The 19043-nt window shown below is 67.8% G+C and carries 13 protein-coding genes; 4 read left to right on the forward strand and 9 right to left on the reverse strand.

Annotation, left to right across the window (positions count from 1 at the left end):
- Positions 1-109: 109 nt before the first annotated feature.
- From J0A91_RS02885 to J0A91_RS02895, 3 genes are read right to left on the reverse strand one after another with little or no spacing between them, the layout of a single operon-like run.
- On the reverse strand, positions 110-3568 hold the full coding sequence (locus J0A91_RS02885; RefSeq protein WP_069203653.1) for an error-prone DNA polymerase: 3459 nt from the start codon (positions 3566-3568) through the stop codon (positions 110-112).
- A gap of 25 nt (positions 3569-3593) precedes the next feature.
- A complete protein-coding gene (locus J0A91_RS02890; RefSeq protein WP_150126806.1) occupies positions 3594-5699 on the reverse strand; it encodes a Y-family DNA polymerase in 2106 nt (701 codons plus the stop codon).
- Positions 5605-6360, reverse strand: a complete 756-nt coding sequence (locus J0A91_RS02895) for an ImuA family protein (RefSeq protein WP_420852810.1) — start codon at positions 6358-6360, stop codon at positions 5605-5607. Before J0A91_RS02895 ends, J0A91_RS02890 begins: the two co-directional genes overlap by 95 nt.
- Positions 6361-6529: 169 nt before the next feature.
- Here J0A91_RS02895 and J0A91_RS02900 point away from each other — a divergent pair, with 169 nt between their 5' ends.
- The 4 genes from J0A91_RS02900 to J0A91_RS02915 all read left to right on the forward strand — a co-directional run bounded on the left by J0A91_RS02900 (position 6530) and on the right by J0A91_RS02915 (position 11616).
- Positions 6530-7633 (forward strand): ISAs1 family transposase, encoded by a 1104-nt coding sequence (locus J0A91_RS02900; protein ID WP_069203655.1) that lies wholly within the window; start codon positions 6530-6532, stop codon positions 7631-7633.
- 123 nt (positions 7634-7756) lie between these two features.
- The gene (locus tag J0A91_RS02905) at positions 7757-9043 is read left to right on the forward strand and encodes a 3-methyl-2-oxobutanoate dehydrogenase (2-methylpropanoyl-transferring) subunit alpha (RefSeq protein ID WP_069203656.1); all 1287 of its coding nucleotides are present in this window, start codon (positions 7757-7759) and stop codon (positions 9041-9043) included.
- A 238-nt stretch (positions 9044-9281) separates the two neighbouring features.
- Positions 9282-10286 (forward strand): alpha-ketoacid dehydrogenase subunit beta, encoded by a 1005-nt coding sequence (locus J0A91_RS02910; protein ID WP_069203657.1) that lies wholly within the window; start codon positions 9282-9284, stop codon positions 10284-10286.
- A gap of 1 nt (position 10287) precedes the next feature.
- Complete coding sequence (locus tag J0A91_RS02915; RefSeq protein WP_069203658.1) at positions 10288-11616, forward strand: dihydrolipoamide acetyltransferase family protein; 1329 nt, start codon at positions 10288-10290, stop codon at positions 11614-11616.
- Between the two features lie 129 nt (positions 11617-11745).
- Here J0A91_RS02915 and J0A91_RS02920 read toward each other — a convergent pair whose 3' ends face one another.
- The 6 genes from J0A91_RS02920 to pheS all read right to left on the reverse strand — a co-directional run bounded on the left by J0A91_RS02920 (position 11746) and on the right by pheS (position 18990).
- Positions 11746-11892: a lmo0937 family membrane protein gene (locus tag J0A91_RS02920; protein WP_130155495.1), complete on the reverse strand. Its 147-nt coding sequence runs from the start codon at positions 11890-11892 to the stop codon at positions 11746-11748.
- Positions 11893-11986: 94 nt separating this feature from the next.
- On the reverse strand, positions 11987-12901 hold the full coding sequence (ypfJ, locus tag J0A91_RS02925; protein WP_069203659.1) for a KPN_02809 family neutral zinc metallopeptidase: 915 nt from the start codon (positions 12899-12901) through the stop codon (positions 11987-11989).
- 92 nt (positions 12902-12993) lie between these two features.
- Entirely contained in the window at positions 12994-13863 is an 870-nt protein-coding gene (locus J0A91_RS02930) for an aldose 1-epimerase family protein (RefSeq protein WP_069203660.1), read from the reverse strand.
- Positions 13856-15244: a pyridoxal phosphate-dependent decarboxylase family protein gene (locus J0A91_RS02935; protein WP_069203661.1), complete on the reverse strand. Its 1389-nt coding sequence runs from the start codon at positions 15242-15244 to the stop codon at positions 13856-13858. The genes J0A91_RS02930 and J0A91_RS02935 overlap by 8 nt, the downstream gene beginning before the upstream one ends.
- A gap of 178 nt (positions 15245-15422) precedes the next feature.
- Positions 15423-17798 (reverse strand): phenylalanine--tRNA ligase subunit beta, encoded by a 2376-nt coding sequence (gene pheT, locus J0A91_RS02940; RefSeq protein ID WP_069203662.1) that lies wholly within the window; start codon positions 17796-17798, stop codon positions 15423-15425.
- Between the two features lie 106 nt (positions 17799-17904).
- Positions 17905-18990, reverse strand: coding sequence for a phenylalanine--tRNA ligase subunit alpha (gene pheS, locus J0A91_RS02945; protein ID WP_150126807.1), 1086 nt, complete (start codon positions 18988-18990; stop codon positions 17905-17907).
- Positions 18991-19043 lie beyond the last annotated feature (53 nt).

A 19043-nucleotide genomic window follows, 5' to 3' on the forward strand; every position in this document is an offset into this window, starting at 1 on the left:
TCGGCGAACGCCGATTGCCGGTTTCCGACAAGATCTGCGCTCCGAACCAATTCGCATGAACCAACGCCGCCACCTGGGCAGTTGAGCATCGAGAATCGGGGCGCCCCCCTCAATGAAAGTCATGGCTCTTCACCGGGATCACCGCCGCCCGCTCGCGGTAGTGCCAGTCGATCCGGCCCGGTCGCCACTCCGGGTCGCGCGGGTCGATCGTGCCGCCGTGGGTGGCGCCGTCGCCGGGCATGGTGAGGCGGGGCAGATCGATCTCGCCGACCTGTGCGAGCAGCGGCGTCAAGTCGACGATGCGGTCGGCGACGACGTGGATCACTAATCCCTCCTTCTGAACGCGGCCGATGATCGACACCATCGTCGCGGTCATCACGGTGCGGCGCTGCGCTTCGAACCGGTCGGGCCAGAGGATGCCGTTGGCGATTCCGGTCTCATCCTCGATGGTGATGAACAAGACGCCCTTCGCACTGCCCGGCCGCTGGCGCACGAGGATGACCCCCGCCACCTCGACGCGCGCGCCGTCCTTGATGTGCTGGAGATCGCCGCAAGTCCGCATACCCCGCCGAGTCAGTTCGCCGCGCAGGAAGGTGAGCGGATGCGCGCGCAGCGAGAGTTGAGTCGCGCGGTAATCCTCCACCACCTCGCGGCCGGCGGTGAGCGGCACCAGCGCGACCGGCGGCTCGATGCCGGATTCGCGCGCATCGGCGGCGGCGAACAGCGGCAAGGGCTTCGCACCGAGCCCGCGCACCGCCCACAACGCCTGCCGCCGGTCGAGCCCGAGCGCGTGGAACGCATCGGCGCGCGCGAGTTTCTCCAGCGCGAGCGTCGAGAGTTTGGCGCGGCGCCATACGTCCTCGACGGAGGTGAACGGCGCGGCCGCGCGCGCCATCAGCAGCTTGCCGGCCTCCGCGCCGGACAGGCCGGAGACGATGCGGAGGCCGAGACGGAGGGGATGGCGCATCACACTGGCTTGGTCCTTCCCCGCATTCTCGCTATTTTTCCCGTTCTCCCGCGAACGCGGGAGTCCAGAGTCCCTAGAGCCGCGAGTCGGTGTTTCGCCTGGCCCTGGATTCCCGCTTTCGCGGGAAAACGCGACAGGACTGCGTGCTCGCAGCGACGGTTGCACAGGTCTCGCCTGCGCCCGGGAAGCCGCTTCGGAAGGCTCAACCAACACCGTATCCCAGTCGCTCGCGTTGACGCACGGCGGCAGCACGTCGACGCCGTGCGCGCGCGCATCGCGGACGATCTGCGCGGGCGCGTAGAACCCCATCGGCTGCGCGTTGAGCAGCGCCGCGCAGAACACGTCCGGGTGGTGATGCTTCATCCAGCACGACGCATAGGCGATCTTGGCGAAGCTCGCCGCGTGGCTTTCGGGAAAGCCATAGCTGCCGAACCCCTCGATCTGCTTGACGAGTCGTTCGGCGAATGCCTGGGTGATGCCGTTGGCGCGCATGCCGCTGACCAGCTTCTCGTTGAACTTGCCGACCCCGCCGGTCATCTTGAAGGTCGCCATCGCGCGGCGGAGTTGATCGGCCTCGGCGGCGGTGAAACCCGCGCCGACGATCGCGACCTGCATCGCCTGTTCCTGAAACAACGGCACGCCAAGCGTCTTTTCCAGCACCGCCTCAAGCGCGGCATTGGGGTAGCTGACCCTCTCCTTGCCCTCGCGGCGCTTGAGATAGGGATGCACCATGTCGCCCTGGATCGGCCCCGGCCGCACGATCGCGACTTCGATGACGAGATCGTAGAATTCTTTGGGCTTCATGCGCGGCAGCATCGACATTTGCGCACGGCTCTCGATCTGGAACACGCCGAGCGTATCGGCGCGCTGGATCATGTCGTAGGTGCCGGGATCATCGGTCTGCAGCGCGCCCGACGCCATGTCGAGATCGAGGCCTTTGTGCTCGCGTAACAGATCGAAGCAGCGCCGCATGCAGCCGAGCATACCGAGGCCGAGGATATCGACCTTCATGAAGCCGAGTTCCTCGATATCGCCCTTTTCCCATTCGATCACACGCCGATCCACCATCGCGGCGGGTTCGATCGGCACGAGCTCATCGAGCCGGTCGCGGGTCAGCACGAAGCCGCCGGGATGCTGCGAGAGATGGCGCGGCGTGCCGATCAACTGTGTGGCGAGATCGAGTGCGAGCGCGAGACGCGGCTCGGTCTTGTCTAGGTTGAGCGCCTCGACATGCGCGTCGGGCACGCCCTCGCTCGACCAGCCCCAGATCTGGCTGGCAAGCCCGGCCGTCATGTCCTCGGGCAGACCCAGCGCCTTGCCGACCTCGCGGATGCTGCCGCGCGAGCGGAAGCGGCTGACCACGGCGGTCAGTGCGGCATGCTGCGCACCATAGGTCTCGTAAATCCACTGAATGACGCGCTCGCGCTGCTCATGCTCGAAATCGACATCGATATCGGGCGGCTCGTGGCGATCCTTGTTGATGAAGCGTTCGAACAGCAGCTTGCGCTCGACCGGGTCGATCGAGGTGATGTTCAAGACATAGCAGATCACCGAATTCGCGGCCGAACCGCGCCCCTGACACAAAATGCGCTGAGCGCGGGCATAGGCCATGATCGAATTCACGGTCAGGAAATAGGGCGCGTAGCCCATCTCGCCGACCAGCCCGAGTTCGTGTTCGAGCAATTCGGTATAGGCGCGTGGCGGATTTCCATCGAATTTCCGCGCGAGTGCCGTGCGGGCGAGATGTTCGAGCGCGGCCTGCGGCGAGCGTCCGCTGAGCACGACCTCATCGGGATATTGATAATCGAGATCGCGCGGGGAGAAAGTGCAGCGCTCGACGACCGCCTCGACGGCGGCGAGCGCGTGGCGGTGGTGGCGGAAGCGGCGCGCCATCTCCTCGGGGCTTTTGAGATGCCGGTCGGCGCTGCGTTCGCGACGGAAACCAAGTTCGTCGATCGTGCATTTCTCACGGATCGCGGTGACGACGTCCTGCAACATGCGGCGCTCGGGCAGGTCGTAAAGCACGTCCCCGGTCACGATCGGCGAAAGACCGAAGCGGCGCGCGCTGTCGGCAAGGGCGTGCAGTCGCCGGGCCTCGCCGGGGCGACGATGCTGGGTCAGGCACAAATGGCCGCGCTCGCGATCGAAGATATCCGCCATCCAGCGCAGTTGGTGCATGTCTCCGGTGTCGGCGAGGCCGGGAACGAGCGCGGCGACCAGCCCTTGCGCATGCGCGGCCACGTCTTCCCAATGCAGGAAGCATCGCCCTTTCTCGCCCTTTTGCGCATGGGCGCGCCCCTTGCCGAGTGTCAGCAAGCGCGTGAGCCGGCTCCACGCCGCGCGGTCTTCGGGCCAGACCAGTAGCGACGCGCCATCGACCAGATCGAGCCGGCAGCCGGGCACGAGGCGGATCGGCACGCCTCGCGCGGTGATCTCTTCAGCAGCCACAAGACCGCGCACAATCCCGCCGACCGAGTTGCGATCGACGATGCCGAGCGCGGGCATTCCGGCAAGCGCCGCAGCCTCGAACAGTTGCTCGGGTGACGACGCGCCGCGCAGGAACGAATAATGCGTCGTGACCTGAAGTTCGCAGTACGTCACCTGCCCGACCTCATCCGAACGGGCCTCATCCGAACGCGCCGTGGATGAACCAGGCGAGATCGCCGGTTTCCGGGCGCTCGCCGTCGCCGCGGCGGAACAGCCAGAAGCGGTGGCCGGCCTCGTCCTCGACGCGGAAATAGTCACGTACCGAATCCGCCTCGGCGGTGCGTTGCCACCATTCGCCGAGGATTCGTTCCGGCCCATCGGCGCAGATGATGCGGTGAGTCTGGCCGCGCCACGTGAAGCGGCGCGGCGGCTGATCGGGCAGTTCGGCGATGACATGGTCGAGCCGTTCGGGCCGGCGCAGCAACCGTGCCGGGCGCGGCCAGCGCGGATGCCAGGGGTGGAGATCGACACCGCGGTCGAGCCTGCGGACATCGTCCGGTTTGAGCCGCGCGGCCGGGCGCGTCGCGTCGGCGAGCGGCGGCGCGGACGCGAGCGAGCGTTCGGGCACATCGCTCTCCACCGGCTGGATTCGCCACAGCCGGGCATCGCCGATCCGGTTGGCGAGCGCATCGACCAGGGGCGCGATATCGGCGGAGGTTTCCTCGAGCCGTTCCTCGAACGGCTGCGCGCCAAGCGGATCGGCCCGGCGGACGTGGAGGGCGAGCGTATCGATGCCGTAGCCGGGTGCGATCTCCTCGATGCGGCGGGTGATGAGGCACAGCATATGTGCAGCATCGCGGCTCGGCCGGGCGAGGCCGATGCGGAGATGCTGGGGCACGCCGTCGATCCGGTCGGCAACCAGTTCGATCATCCGCGCGCCCTTGCCGGCCTGCGTGAGCGCGGTGACGAGGTGCCGCATGAGCGTGCCCAGCCAATGTTCGATCGCTTCGGCGGTGGCGATCGGTTCGGCGAAACGCTGTACCACCGCGATCGGCTCGGGCGGGATGACGGGATCGAGCGGCTCGGCGATTCGGCCGCTCGCCTGATCGAGCCGGGTGACGAGCGCATCACCGAAGCGGCGGACGAGGGGGCCACGCGGCATCGCGGCGAGCTGACCGACCGTTTCGACGCCGAGATGGACGAGCGCGTCGATGGCAGCGGGATCGAGGCGGAGCGCCGCGAGGGGAAGCGGGGCGAGGGCTTCGGCGTGTTGGGCCGGCGGAACGATGACGACCCCGTCGCCGGGGCGACGATCCTGGAATCGCGCCATCGCCCATGCCGCGCCGGCAGTGTCCGCCACCGCGACTCGGGCGGTGTAGCCGAGCCGGGCGAGCAGCCGCACGATCCGGCGGGCCATCGTCGCCTCGCCGCCGAACAGATGCGCGGTGCCGGTGATATCGAGCAACAATCCGTCCGCGCCCGACACTGCGGCGATCGGCGTCCAGCGGCGTGCCGCCGTCGTGGCGAGGCGCAGCAGATCGGCGGCGTCGCCGGTCGGATCGGCATCGCGGATGTCGAGACCCGGCACCAGCGCGCGCGCCTGGGTGATCGCCATGCCGGGGGTGAGGCCGAGCGCACGCGCCGCCGGGCAGGCGGCGGCGATGACGAGGCGGCTGCCGTGTTTGAGGCTGGTGACGAGGGGACGCACTTCCCCGTCCCCCCGCGAAAGCTGGGGTCCAGAATCGCGGGCGGGATCGCTTGTGGCTCTGGACCCCCGCTTGTGCGGGGGAGCGGATTGGCTCGGGCCGAGCGATTTCGGCAGCGCGCCGGGCGGCCGGAACGGCTGGCCGCCGGTCACCTCGTCGGGCGGCATCGCGCGGAACGGCGACGCCGCGGCTTCGCTGCGGCGGCCAAGCTCGCGCTGTGGCGGGCGCTGGTGGGCGGGGAGTGCCGCGATCTGCGCGGCGACGTTCGCCTTTCCATCGACATGCCCGCTCATGCGCGCGGCGGTATCCTCGCGTGCCCATTTCGCACCAGGACGCCAGCCGCCGCCGCGTGGCACCGAGCAGGCGACAGCGTGCTCGGCGGCGGCGGCTTCGGCGAGCGGGGCCGCGATTCGGGCGAAGCCCGAGTCGTCGGACGGCGCTTCGCGGCGCCGGCTGGACGTGTCGCTGGGCGAAATAGCATCGCTATTTCGTCTCGCGACTACGTCACGCAGCTTCCACGTAGCTGTAGCGGTCCGCTCCATCCGCCGCAGCCGTTCGATCGGCCAGTCGGGCAGGTAGAGCGAGGCGACCCGTTTCATCGCATGCCTCCATGATGGTTTCGAAAGGCTCGCCGCCACGCTGGCGGACCAGCGCGACGCGCCAGCAGGCGCGCCCGACCCCCTCGACCGGCAGCGGCTCCGATGGCGCGCTGCCGATCCGCCAGCGGGTGATCGCGGCGGAGGGCACATGGAGCGGGTTCCCCCCTTCGCGCGCATGCCGTTTGAGCAGCAGCGCGATCGTCTTGCCGCCCTCGGCGGCGAGTTGCAGGCGGCGGGTGTTGGGCATGGCGGCGCGCTTGACCTCGCCGATCACCGCGCCGAGACCACGGTGGCGCAGCCCCTCCTCCATCAGCGCGAGCACTTCGGCATCATCCGCCGCCTCCGCATACAGCACGCGCTCGGGATCGAGCCCGGCCTGGTACAGCCCCGGCGCGAACAGGTCGCGGCGGCGCACCACCCACAACACCGGCCCCCACGCCCGTGCGGCGGCACCCGCCATGAACAAGGTCGCGGCGGCATCGTCGCTCGGATCGGGGCTGGCGGCGGCGACTTCGTGGAGCGAATCGAGCCGCAAGCCGCCGCTCGCGATTCGTCCGTCGAGCGCGGCCACGCCGAACGGCAGCACCGGGCGACGCTTGAGCCCGTCGCCCTGAATCGCCCGCAGGCTTTCGCGCAATTCTGCTATGGTGGCTGACGACACGATTCGACTCGCTGCTAAGTGTTCCTATTTTGTTCCGTTTAGCGTGCCTGAGTCAATGGCCTTCTCCCCTCCCTGGAAGGGCAGGGGAATCGCATTTGGCGATGAGAGGGCTATCCAAGTTTGATAGATTGGATTCTGTAGTCTCTCCTGGGTTGCCGGGGAGATTGGTATGCGCGGGTTCCGTGAGGTGTTCGATGTCGTGCCGGACCCACGACGTTCGAACAGCAGCCATGCTTTGCCGGATATCTTGCTGATCGCGTTCGCCGCGCTGCTGTGTGGGGCCGAGACATGCGTCGATATCGCCGAGTTCGGCGAGGCGAAGCGGGACTGTCTTGGCCAGTTCCTGAAGCTGGATCATGGAACGCCGAGCCACGACACGTTCAGCCGGGTCTTTCGCACGCTCGATCCGCCGTCGTTCGAGCGGGCGTTTCAGCGCTTCGTCAGTGCTTTTGCCGCAACGCTGGAGCGCCAGGGGATCGCCGGGCCAATCATTGCCATCGACGGCAAGTCGTTGCGGGGGGCCGTCGATAGCGCGCGCCGCACCATGCCTTTGCATCTGGTGAGCGCCTGGGCGGCCGATCATCGGCTGGTGCTGAGCCAGTGCCGCGCGCATAATCGCAGCGAAGTCACCGCGGCCCGCGAGATCATCGCCCTGCTCGACCTGACCGGCTGTACGGTTACCGCCGATGCGCTGCATGCCAGCCGCCGGACGGTCTCGGCGATACGGGCGCGCGGTGGCGACTATGCTCTGATCATCAAAGGCAATCGCGGACCGCTGCACGCCGCGATCCGGGATCTGCTCGCCGATCCCGACGCCGCACAGGCTGCCAGCACCAGCGAGACCGCGCATGGCAGATACGAAGAGCGGCGGGCATGGGTCGTCCCCGCGCCCGCCGACTGGGCCGATCGATATGGCTTCGAGGGTCTGGGCGCCATCGTGCGGATCGACAGTCTGCGCCGCGTCAAAGGCGAGGAGCAAACCGACACCCGCTATGCCATCCTCTCCCGCTTCCTGCCGCCGCGCGAGGCGCTTCGGGTGATCAGGGCACACTGGACGATCGAGAATCAGCAACACTGGCTGCTCGATGTCGCCTTCGGCGAAGATCGCATCCACACCCGATCCGATCACTGCGCCGAAAACCTCGCCCTCCTGCGAAGGCTCGCCCTCAACCTTCTCCAGCACGATCCAAGAAAGCTTTCCATCCGCGCCAAAATCAAACGCGCCGGATGGGATGACCACTACCTCGCAACCCTCCTCCGCCAAATGCGATAGCCCTGCTTCCAGGGAGGGGAGAAGCAGAGGGCCTAGCCAAGACCGTTGAAATTTAATAACAACGGCGCATAAGATGATTTCGGGCGTTTCAACGAGCGTGCCGATGCGAATTGCGGAGTAGTGATGCCAAGCGACCGTCCCGGCGCCAATCTTCCTCCCCTGTCCCTGTACGTGCCGGAGCCGCGCTTCCGGCCGGGCGATACGGTGGATTTCACCGAGGTTCCCGTGCCGCCCGCCGGGCAGGCGCGCAGGCCCGACACCGCCGAACCCGCCTCCGCGTTCACCGATCTCGCCTATGATCTCGTTCGCGTTCTCGATGCGGACGGCCAGGCGGTCGGCCCGTGGAATCCGCGGCTTTCGCCCGATACGCTGCGCGCCATGCTGCGCAGCATGGTGACGGTGCGCGCGTTCGACGAGCGCATGTTCCGCGCGCAGCGGCAGGGCAAGACCAGCTTCTATATGAAGTGCACCGGCGAGGAAGCGGTGGCGGTGTCCGCCGCCTTCGCGCTCGACCGCGACGACATGTGCTTCCCCTCGTACCGCCAGCAGGGCCTGCTGATCGCGCGCGGGTGGAGTCTGGTCGACATGATGAACCAGATCTATTCGAACAAGGGCGACCGGCTGCAGGGCAAGCAGCTCCCGATCATGTATTCGGTGCGCGACGCGAGCTTCTTCTCGATCTCGGGCAACCTCACCACGCAATATCCGCAAGCCGTGGGCTGGGCGATGGCGAGCGCCGCCAAGGGCGACACGCGGATCGCCGCCGCCTGGTGCGGCGAGGGATCGACCGCCGAGGGCGACTTCCACTCGGCCTGCACCTTCGCGAGCGTCTACCGCGCGCCGGTGATCTTCAACGTCGTCAACAACCAATGGGCGATTTCGAGCTTCTCGGGGTTCGCCGGTGCCGAGGCCACCACCTTCGCGGCGCGCGCGATCGGCTATGGCATTGCCGGACTGCGGGTCGATGGCAACGATGCGCTCGCGGTGTACGCCGCGACCGCCTGGGCCGCCGAGCGCGCGCGCACCAACCAGGGGCCGACGCTGATCGAGCATTTCACCTACCGCGTCGAAGGCCATTCGACCTCGGACGATCCCGGGCAATATCGCTCGGCCGGCGAAGCGAGCGCGTGGCCGCTCGGCGACCCGGTCACGCGGTTGAAGGATCACCTCATCGCGATCGGCGAATGGGACGAGGAGCGCCACATCGCGCAGGACAAGGAGATCGCCGAAATGGTGCGTGCCGCGCAGAAGGAAGCCGAGGCCAACGGCATCCTCGGCCACGGTCTGCACCAGCCGCTCGACAGCCTGTTCGACGGCGTATTCGAGGAAATGCCGTGGCATTTGCGCGAGCAGCAGGCACAAATGCTGGCGGAAGAAACCGCGAGCGGTCGCCCGTGGGCGCGCAAGTGAGTTCCTTCTCCCCCGGTGGGAGTTCGAGGTCGGCCATGCCCCCGGCATGGCCTAAACGATGCGGGGCATCGTTTACCTCGAACTGGTGGCCGAGCGCAGCGAAGTCGGATGAGGGGGAGTGTGTCTTCATCCCTTTCCCCCTCACCCTCCCACTCGACTGCGTCGAGCGGGCCCCTCCCTCTCCCACAAGGGGAGAGGGGCTATGAGCGAGAACATGACCGACACCCCAACCACCCGCATGAACATGATCCAGGCGATCAACTCGGCGATGGACGTGATGATGGATCGCGATCCCGCCGTCATCGTGATGGGCGAGGATGTCGGCTATTTCGGCGGCGTGTTCCGCGCGACCGCGGGGTTGCAGGCGAAATACGGCAAGACCCGCGTGTTCGACACGCCGATCACCGAATGCGGCATCATCGGCGTCGCGGTCGGGATGGGCGCATATGGCTTGCGGCCGGTGCCCGAGATCCAGTTCGCCGATTACATCTACCCAGCGCTCGACCAGTTGGTGAGCGAGGCGGCGCGGCTGCGCTATCGCTCGGCGGGTGAGTTCATCGCGCCGATCACGGTGCGCTCGCCGTTCGGCGGGGGCATCTTCGGCGGGCAGACGCATTCGCAATCGCCCGAAGGCATCTTCACGCATGTCTCGGGCATCAAGACGGTGATCCCGTCGACGCCCTATGACGCCAAGGGTCTGCTGATCGCGGCGATCGAGGATAACGATCCTACGCTCTTCTTCGAGCCAAAGCGGATCTACAACGGCCCGTTCGACGGGCATTGGGACCGGCCGACGCAGAACTGGTCGCAGCATCCCGCCGGCGCGGTGCCGGAAGGCTATTACAAGATCCCGCTCGGCAAGGCGAACGTGGTGCGCGAAGGCGAGGCGCTGACCATCCTCGTCTACGGCACGATGGTGCATGTCGCGAGCGCGGTGGTGGCGGATGCGGGCGTCGATGCCGAGATCATCGACCTGCGCACGCTCGTGCCGCTCGATATCGAGACGATCGAGGCATCGGTGAAGAAGACCGGGCGCTGCATGATCATCCACGAAGCGACACGCACCGGCGGGTTCGGCGCGGAACTGTCGGCGCTGGTGCAGGAGCGCTGCTTCTACCATCTCGAAGCGCCGATCGAACGCGTGACCGGCTTCGACACGCCCTACCCGCACAGCCTCGAATGGGCCTATTTCCCCGGCCCGGTGCGGATCGGCGAGGCGCTCAAGAAAGTGATGAAGGACTGATATGGCCCGCTTTACCTTCAAACTCCCCGACATCGGTGAGGGCATTTCCGAGGCCGAGATCGTCGCGTGGCACGTGGCGGTGGGCGACCGTGTCGAGGAAGACCAGCGCGTCGCCGACATGATGACCGACAAGGCGACCGTCGAAATGGAATCGCCCGTGTCCGGCACGGTGATCGCGCTGGCCGGCGAGGTCGGCGAACAGGTGTCGATCGGCGCGGCGCTGGTGGTGATCGAGACCGATGCGGTCGACATGGATGCCGAAGAGGCGCCGGCGCTGCGGCCGGTCGATCTGCCCGCGCCGGTCGAACAGGCGTTCGAGGCGGAGAATCCGGGGGTTGAGGAGATCGCGCACCCTGTTCCCCTCCCTGTAAGGGAGGGGCTAGGGGTGGGTCGGCCCGAGGCCGATCACGCGCCCGTCACCAGCCAACCCACCCCCGCCCCCTCCCTTCCGGGGAGGGGAGAAGATGCAAAGACTCTCGCTTCCCCTGCCGTCCGCGCCCGCGCGGCGGATCTCGGCATCGACCTCGCGCACGTTAAGCCAGCCGAGGGCGAGCGCATCCGCCATGCCGATCTCGACGCCTATCTCCGCTACGGCAGCGCGCAGGGCTATCACACGCCGCACGCGTCGCACGCCCGCCCGGATGAGGCGATCAAGGTCATCGGCATGCGCCGCCGCATCGCGGAGAACATGGCGGCGTCGAAGCGCGCGATCCCGCATTTCACCTATGTCGACGAGATCGATGTCACCGCGATCGAGGACATGCGTGCCGATCTCAACGCCCATCGCGGCGACCGGCCCAAACTGACGATGCTGCCGCTGTTGATCGCGGCGATCTGCAAGACGATCCCCGCCTTCCCGATGCTCAACGCGCGGTATGACGACGAGGCGGGTGTCGTCACCCGCCACGGTGCGGTGCATCTCGGCATGGCGACTCAGACCGACGCCGGGCTGATGGTGCCGGTGATCCGCGACGCGCAGGATCGCAATGTTTGGCAATTGGCGGCCGAGATCGCGCGGCTTGCCGAGGCGGCGCGGACCGGCAAGGCGAGCAGTTCGGAACTGTCGGGATCGACGCTGACGGTGACGTCGCTGGGGCCGCTCGGCGGGATCGCGACCACGCCGGTCATCAACCGCCCCGAAGTGGCGATCATCGGACCGAACAAGATCGTCGAACGGCCCGTCTTCCGGGGCGACGATATCGTCCGCGCCAAGCTGATGAACCTGTCGATCAGTTGCGACCACCGTGTCGTCGATGGCTGGGACGCGGCGAGTTTCGTTCAGGCGCTCAAGCGCTATCTGGAAACGCCGGTATTGTTGTTCGCGAATTGAACAGTCGCGCAGAGAAGAATCCGTAAAACCCGATCGTCCTGAGCGTGTCGAAGGACGTGCCGAAAGCGAAACGCCTCGGACACGTCCTTCGACTTCGCTCAGGACGAGCGGGTTATATTCGCCCGATCGTTATAGCGCGCGGCGGCCGGTGATGAGCTGGATCACCACGACGATCACGGCGATCACCAGCAGCAAATGGATCAAGCCACCGCCGATATGCACGGCGAAGCCGAGCAGCCACAGGACGACGAGGATGACGGCGATAGTATACAGCATGGTTCAGGCTCCTCTTGCTTGAGTGCTGAACGTCGCTTGGGGCAAAGGCGTTCCGCCCCCGTGACAAAACGTTGCTGATTGCTGCCGCGCGTGTTCAGATCGCCCCCGAAAACGTGTCGCATTGCGCGGGATCACCGCTGTCGAGGCCGGTCTTGAGCCAATGCTCGCGCTGCGCCGAGGTGCCGTGGGTGAAGCTGTCGGGAACGACGCGGCCCTGCGCCTGCTTCTGGAGCGTATCGTCGCCGATCGCGTGCGCGGCGGTCATGCCTTCCTGGATGTCGCCCGGATCGAGCCGGTCGCGGTTCTGCGCGGCCCACACGCCCGCATAGCAATCGGCCTGGAGTTCGAGCCGTACCGACATCTTGTTGCCCTCGGCCTCGCTGCCGCTGCGCTCGGCCTGCGCGACCTTCGCGGAGGTGCCGAGCAGATTCTGGATGTGATGGCCGAATTCATGCGCGATCACATAATCCTGCGCGAAATCGCCCTTTGCGCCGAAGCGGTTGCCGAGTTCGTCGAAGAAGCTGGTGTCGAGATAGACGCCCTGATCCTGCGGGCAGTAGAACGGCCCCATCGCGCTTTGCGCGGCGCCGCAGCCCGAACGGCCGCTGCCCGAGTAGAACACCAGTTTGGGCGCGACGAACTTTTCGCCGGACTGCTGGAAGATCGCCGCCCAGGTCTTGTCGGCCGAACTGAACGCGTTGCAGGCGACCTTGCTGGCGGCATCGATCGTGCAGCTCGATTTGGCATCGGTGCCGCGGCCCGCGCCGGCGGTCTGCTCGGTCGGCGCGCTGGTGCGCACGCCGCTGCCACCGCCGAGGTTGCCCAGCCCGCCGAACACCACGAGCGCGATCAGCAGCACCACGACGCCGCCGCAGCCGAAGCGACTGAACACCATCGGCAACAGCCCGAGCAGCATCCCGCCGCCACCGCCGCCGCCGAACCCGAGGCCGCCGCCCTGGCCGCGCTGATCCTCGACATTGATGTTGGGATCGAAATCGTCGAGACGCATCGCGCTGGCCTTTCACGGTCGTTGTCGCTGACCTGAATGCGCAAGCCAGCAGGACGTTGCAAGGGCGTGACGATTTGGCGGCGATATCCGCCTCAGCGCAGCGCGATCTCCATCCGGCACGTCCATGTGCCCCCCGACGCGATCTCGAACACGCCGGGCTTGTCGCGGAAATCGCCGGCATAGCCCTGTGAGTCGGCGATGCCATGCCACGGCTCGATGCAGACGAACGCCGCACCGGGTTTGGTCCAGATGCCGAGCTTGTCGGTGTCTGGAAAGGCGATCTCAAGCTGCGGGCCGCTGGCCGCGCCGTAACGGACGCGGCGCGAGTCGAGGCCGTCCCAGATCAGCGCATCCTCGGCGAACAGCACGTCCGACAGATGCAGCACGCGCCCGTCGAGCGGCGACGGGCGTTCGCCCGGCGCGGTGAGGCCATTCTGGAGCGCGACCAGCGTACCCGGTTCGTCCGAGTCGAACACGATGCGGTGGTCGGCGCGAGGCTCGCCATAAGGGAGCGGCCAGGCGAACGCCGGGTGGAATCCGAAGCTTGCCGGCATCGGCGCATCGCCGCGATTGGCGATGGTGATCGCGATCGTCAGCGTGGCATCCTCGATCGCGTAGGCCGCGTCGAGCGCGAAGGCGAACGGGTAGACCGCGCGCGTCTCCGCATCGTCCTCCAGCCGGAAGCGCACGTGCGATTCGCCGTGTTCGACCAGCGCGAAGGCGCTTCGGCGGGCGAAGCCGTGCTGCTTCATCGGATATTCGGCGCCGTCGAGCCGAAGCACGTCGCCGCTCAGCCGCCCGACGAAGGGGAACAGCAGCGGCGCATGGCCGGTCCAGAATGCCGGATCGGCATCGGTCATCAGCTCGCGGCCCTGGGCGTCGCGCAGATGCGTCAGTTCCGCCCCGAACGGATTGATCGCCGCCGACAGCCCCGCACCCGCAATCTCGACCAGATCAGCCATGTTTCACCGTCCTCCATGCCGCGATGATCGCCGCGATCGCCACGTCCGCTTCGTCCATCGTCGTCGCGACCGAACAGACCGACGCGCGCATCACCCATGCCCCGCGCCATTGCGAGGCGCCAGCGTACAGCACCGCATCCTCCTGCACCTGTGCGATCACCGCAAGCGTGGTCGCGTCGTCATCGCCGAACCGCACCATGAACTGGTTGAGTGGCACTTCGGCGACAAGCGTGATGCCCGGCTCGCGCGCGAGCGTCTCGCCCATATGCGCGGCCACCTGACAATTGCGCTCGACCATCTCGGCGATGCCGTCGCGCCCAAGCTGGCGGATCATCGCCCAGACCGCGAAGCCGCGCGCACGCCGCGACAGTTCGGGCACATAGGTCGACGGGTCGCGCTCCGGCCCTGCGGCGGGCGGCAGATAGCTCGCCGACACCGACATAGCGCGGGCATGCGCCTCCGCATCACGGACGATCGCGAAGCCGCAATCATAGGGCGTCTGGAGCCATTTATGGCCGTCGGTGGCCCAGCTATCGGCGAGTTCGACTCCGGCGGTCTGCGCCGCCCGCGCGGGCGCGGCCTGCGCCCACAGGCCGAACGCGCCATCGACATGCAGCCACGCGCCGGCATTGCGGGCGAGTGGCGCGATCTCGGCGAACGGATCGCTCGCGCCGGTGCAGATCTGCCCGGCCTGACCGATCGCGATGGCCGGACCGGCGCACGCTTTGAGCGCCGCCTCGAACGCGGACGGCAGCATCCGGCCAAGATCATCGGTGGCGATGGTGCGCACCCGCTTCGCGCCGAGGCCGAGATATTTGAGCGCCGAGAACACGGTGGCATGCGCATCCGCGCCGATGAGCACCTCGACCGGCGGTGCACCGAACAGACCGTCCGCCTCGACATCCCAGCCCAGCCGCGCCAGCACCGCGCTGCGTGCGGCGGCGAGGCAGACGAAATTGGCGACGGTCGCGCCGGTGACCACCCCGACCGAAGCCTCGCGTGGCAGGCCGAGCAGATCGAGCAGCCACGCCACCGCGACCGCCTCCACCGCCGAGGCGGCGGGCGCGGAGCTTACGTTGGCGGCGTTCTGCCCCCAGGCGGCGGCAAGCCAATCGGCGGCGACGCCGGTCGGGTGCGAATTGCCGATCACCCAGCCGAAGAAACGTGGGCTGGTTTGCGCACGGATACCGGGGGTGGCGCGGTCGATCAGCTCGGCGAGGATCGCTTGCGGGTCGCCGCCGGTTTCGGGGACTGGCGCGTCGAACGCGGCGAAGATGTCGGCATAGCTGGCGACCGGGGTGGTGTGCGCGGTGGCGATGTCGCGGCGATAGGCGATCGCCGCCTCGGCCGCGTGGTGCATTGCTGTGTAGCCGTCGGTCATTGCGCGTCCCCTTGATGCGACGTCTATTGCCCGGCGCGCACGACCACGCATCCTGAATCGTGCCGCCAAACATAACCGTTCGTGTCGAGCGAAGTCGAGACACCTGCGCTGCGCTGGCGCATGTCCCTCGACTTCGCTCGGGACGAACGGAGGTCGGTGGCGGCCACCAATCCTGGCGTTATCCCCGCAGCACCGCGCCCTGCTTCGCCGCCGCCGCCACCACCTTGTCGGCGATCGCCTTCAACGCTTCGTCGGTGAAGCTCTTGTCGGCGGGTTGCAGCGTCACTTCGATCGCCATCGATCGCACACCGTCGCGTTCGAACAGGTCGAACAGTCGCGCCGCCGTGATCGTCGCCTTGTCGGCGCCCTTCACCGCGCGCACCAGCGCGTCGGCGGCGAGGCCCTGAGGCACCGTGAAGGCGAAGTCGCGGCGCACCGGCTGGAGCGCGGGCGGCGCATAGGCGGGGCGCATGAAGCCGGTTCCGCCGCGCTTGGCGGGGATCGCATCGAGATACAGTTCGACCGCAGCGACCGTGCCGTCGAGATCGAACGCGCGGGCGGTAAGCGGGTGAACGATGCCGAACGCCGCCAGCACCGTCTTCGGCCCGAGCCGAAGCGTGCCCGACTGGCCGGGATGCCAATGCTCGCCCGCGTCTCCGAAGATCTGCAGATTCTCGACCGGAGCGCCAGCGGCGGCGAGCAACGCGACCGCCTCGGCCTTGGCGTCGAACGCGTCGAAACCCTGCGCCTTGCCGGCCTGCCAGCCGCGCGCGCGCTTCTCGCCGGTGAGGACGATGCCCAGAGTGGGTCGCTCGGCATCGGCGAGGTAGCGGCGGCCGATTTCGAACAGCCGCACGCCGTCCGCACCGCGCTTGAGGTTGCGCGCGGCGGCGGAGAGCAGCCCCGGCAACAGCGAGGGCCGCATCACCTTGAGGTCTTCGCTGATCGGGTTGGCGAGGGTCCAGGCGCCGCCCCCAAACGGCGCTGCTTCGGCTTCGGAGAGGAAGCTCCACGTCACCGCCTCGTTCAGCCCACGCGCGGCGGCGGCGCGGCGGACGCGGCGTTCGACCTTCTGCTCAGGCGTCGCGGTCGGCGTGGCGACGCCGGGAATGCGCGGCAGCGGCACCGGCGGGACATGGTCGATCCCCTCGATTCGGATCACCTCCTCGACCAGATCGGGCACGCCCTCGACATCGCGGCGCCAGCTCGGCACGCTCACGTGCCAATCGGCCGAGACCGTGAAGCCGAGGCTTTCGAGGATCGCCTGCTGGCGCTCGGGCGCGACCGCGAGGCCACCGAGCGTCTCGGCGCGCGCCGGATCATAGGCGATCACGGTGGCGGGCACCGGCGGCGTGCCGGCGCGGGTGATGCCGCCGGGCGTACCGCCGCACAGGTTCAGCACCAAAGCCGTCGCGATGGCGAGGCCGTCCTCGACGAAGGCCGGATCGACGCCGCGTTCGAAGCGCTGGCGCGCGTCGCTGGTGACGCTGAGCTTCTGGCCGGTGCGGGCGATGCTCTCGGGGTCGAAATAGGCGCATTCGATCAGCACGTCGGTGGTCGTGTCGCTGCACCCCGAGTCCTCGCCGCCGATGATGCCGGCGATGCCGAGCGCTTGCGCGTCATCGGCGATGACCGTCATGGTTTCGTCAAGCGTGTAGGTCTTGCCGTTGAGCGCGAGCAGGTGCTCGCCGGGCGTCGCCTTGCGCGCGACGAGGCCGCCCGACAGTTTGGCGCGGTCATAGACGTGGAGCGGCCGCCCGAGATCGAACGAGACATAGTTGGTGATGTCGACCAGCGCCGAGATCGGCTTCTGCCCGATCGCCTTGAGGCGCCGCGTCATCCACTCGGGCGCGGTGCCGTTGGTGACGCCCGCGACGGCCTGGCCGTAGAAAGCCGGGCAACCGACGCTGTCCTCGATGCGGATGTCCGGCCCGGCGCCCTCGCCCGCGACGGGCGCCGGCGCGGCGGTCGTGCCCGGCACCGCAAGCGACTTGAGCCGGCCCAGCCCGGCGGCGGCGAGATCGCGCGCGATGCCGCGCACGCCCATGCAATCCTGCTTGTTGGGGGTGATCGCAACGTCGATCACCGGATCGTTCAAGCCCGCATACTCAGGATATGCGGTGCCGACCGGCGCGTCTGCGGGCAGCTCGATGATGCCGTCGTGATCGTCGCCGAGTTCCAATTCGCGCGTCGAGCACATCATCCCGTTCGACACGACGCCGCGAATCTCCGCGACCTTGAGCACCATGCCGTTGGCCGGCACGGTCGCGCCGGGCATGCCGAACACGCCGACGAGACCCGCGCGCGCGTTTGGCGCGCCGCACACGACCTGCATCGGCCCCTCACCGGCATCGACCGAGAGGACTTGCAGCTTGTCAGCCTGCGGATGGCGCTCGGCAGTGAGCACCTTGGCGACGCGGAACGCGGCGAGCTTGGCGCCGGGGTTATCGACGCTCTCGACCTCGAGACCGATGCGGGTGAGCGTGTCGACGATCTCGTCGAGCGACGCGCTGGTGTCGAGATGGTCGTGGAGCCAGGAGAGGGTGAATTTCATGCGATCCGTCCGTCACCCCAGCGCAAGCTGGGGTCTTTCTGTAGGTTGGCGGCACCGCCCGCCACGGGGAGACCCCAGCTTGCGCTGGGGTGACGATCAAAGAGGGTCACGCCCCCACCCCGCCGCTCAGGGTCGGCACGTCGAGCGCGGAGAAACCGTAATGCTTGAGCCAGCGCGCGTCGCCGTCGAAGAAGGCGCGCAGATCGTCCATGCCGTATTTGAGCATCGCCAGCCGGTCGATGCCGCAGCCGAATGCGAAGCCCTGCCATTCGTTCGGATCATAGCCGCCCGCTTCGATCACGCTGCGGTGGACCATGCCGCTGCCCAGCACTTCCATCCAGCCATCCGAGCCGCCGATCACGCGCTTGCCGTTCACGACCGAGAAGCCGACATCGACCTCCGCCGAAGGCTCGGTGAAGGGGAAGTAGCTCGGGCGCAGCCGCAGCACGATGTCGTCCCGCTCGAAGAACGCCTTGAGGAAGGTCTCCAGCGTCCATTTGAGGTGGCCGAGCGTGATCCCCTTGTCGATCACCAGCCCCTCGACCTGATGGAACATCGGCGTGTGGGTGGCGTCGCTGTCGCTGCGATAGGTGCGGCCTGGCGCGATGATTCGGATCGGCTTGGTGCCGCCCGCCGCCTGCATCGCGCGGATCTGGACGGGCGACGTATGGGTACGCAGCACGCGCGCTTCCTCGCCATCCCTGGCGTTGAGGTAGAAGGTATCGTGCATCGCCCGCGCCGGATGCGTCTCGGGCATGTTAAGCGCGGTGAAATTATACCATTGCGTCTCGATCTCGGGGCCGGTCGCGACCGCGAAGCCGAGATCGGCGAAGATTTCCGCCAGCTCGTCCATCACCTGCGAAACCGGGTGGATGCTCCCGACCGGCGCGGCCTCGGCGGGCAGGGTCATGTCGAGCGTCTCGCGGGCGAGCTTCGCGTCGAGCTCGGCGCGGTCGAGCGCGGCCTTTTTCGCGGCGATCGCGGCGGTGACGCCCTCGCGCAGCGCCTGGATGCGCGGGCCTTGCTGCTGGCGCTCGTCGGGCGACATGCCGCCGAGCGTCTTGAGCAGCGCCGTCACCGCACCCTGCTTGCCGAGCGCGGCGACGCGCACCGCATCGAGCGCGTCGAGGCTGTCGGCGGCGTGAACCTGCGCGATCAGGTCGGTATGGAGGTGGTCGAGATCAGCCATCATGGATTCCTTGGGTACGCGGGCGTCGAAGCCGAGCGCGCGGCTCAGGTCAAGCG

It is taken from the genome of Sphingomonas panacis, from assembly GCF_001717955.1.
GTDB lineage: Bacteria > Pseudomonadota > Alphaproteobacteria > Sphingomonadales > Sphingomonadaceae > Sphingomonas > Sphingomonas panacis.